This window comes from Halomonas sp. (assembly GCF_041689495.1).
GTDB lineage: Bacteria > Pseudomonadota > Gammaproteobacteria > Pseudomonadales > Halomonadaceae > Halomonas.
Map to the genome: position 1 here is coordinate 1 of NZ_JBDNGD010000438.1, position 1,205 is coordinate 1,205.

Annotated in this window: 1 protein-coding gene and 1 pseudogene; both read left to right on the forward strand. The window is 70.5% G+C overall.

Annotation, left to right across the window (positions count from 1 at the left end):
* The first annotated feature begins 20 nt into the window (after positions 1-20).
* Positions 21-818, forward strand: a complete 798-nt coding sequence (locus tag ACESMD_RS13615; protein WP_372614045.1) for a glycosyltransferase family 4 protein — start codon at positions 21-23, stop codon at positions 816-818.
* Positions 790-1,205 (forward strand): annotated as a pseudogene (locus ACESMD_RS13620) (glycosyl transferase family 1); the annotation flags it as partial. The gene ACESMD_RS13615 and the pseudogene ACESMD_RS13620, both read left to right, overlap by 29 nt.

Below are 1,205 nucleotides of genomic sequence, written 5' to 3' on the forward strand. Positions count from 1 at the left end.
CCCTTCCCGATGGTGCCTAGGTGCTGATCGACGGCCTGGCCATGGGAGGGCTGCCGGAGCAGGTCGAGCCCCACGCGGATCGCCTGCGGATCCTGGCGCTGGTGCATCACCCCCTGGCCGACGAGACGGGCCTGGACGCCTTGCGACGCCAGGCCTTCCTGGAGAGCGAGACGCGGGCCCTGGCGGCCGCCAGGCGGGTCATCGTCACCAGCTCCCATACCGCCCGCGGCCTGTCGCGACTAGGAGTGGCCGAGGAGCGCATCCGGGTGGTAGAGCCGGGTGTCGAGCCCTCGTCACTGGCTGCCTCAGCCCTGGATCTGAAGGACGACGATCGCCCCCAACGCCTGCTGTGTGTTGCTACCCTGACGCCCCGCAAGGGGCAGGACCTGCTCATCGAGGCCCTGGCCGGGCTCACCGATCGAGACTGGGAATGCGAGGCCGTGGGCAGCCATGAACGCGATCCCGACTATGCGGCCCGACTGGTCGCCGAGACGGGTCGGCGAGGCCTGTCCGAGCGTCTGCACTGGTCGGGCGAGAAGGATGCTGACGGACTGGCTGCCGCCTACCACCGAGCGGATCTCTTCGTTCTGCCCTCCCACTACGAGGGCTACGGCATGGTCGTCACCGAGGCCCTGGCCGATACCCTGCCCCCCACCGCGGGCATGACCCTGCCGCCCGGCGATGCTCTGGCGCTTCGCGATGCCCTGGCGCGTTGGCTCGACGATCCCGACTGGCGGCGTCAGCTGCGCCAGGGCGCTTGTCCAGGCCTGTGCCCGGAAGCGCCAGGTGATGCTGATCACCCTGAGCGTGGACGGTGACTGGGCCTTCCTGGATCCTCGTGGCCAGCGCCTGGAGGGCGGCGAGAACATCGCCGTGCGTACCCTCTTCAAGGCCCATCAGGTGCGCGACAAGGGGTTGGGTACGGCCCTGGGCGGTGAGGCGCCCGCCGTCCTGACGACCTGCCTGACACAAGCCGGCTACCGGGTCGATGTCGCCGCTACCCCCTGGCATCTGATCGCCGGCGATTCCGAGGGCGGCGATCCCGAGGGCGGCCTGGCCGAGGCCCTGGTCACTGGCTGGCATGATGCCGCCCTGGAACAGGCGCCCGCGGAGACGAGTCGCCTCGCCGCATGGCGAGAGCGTCGCCTGGCCGGCCTGGCGTCCGGCGAACTCGGCGTGATGGTGGGGCATCGTGACATCCTCGC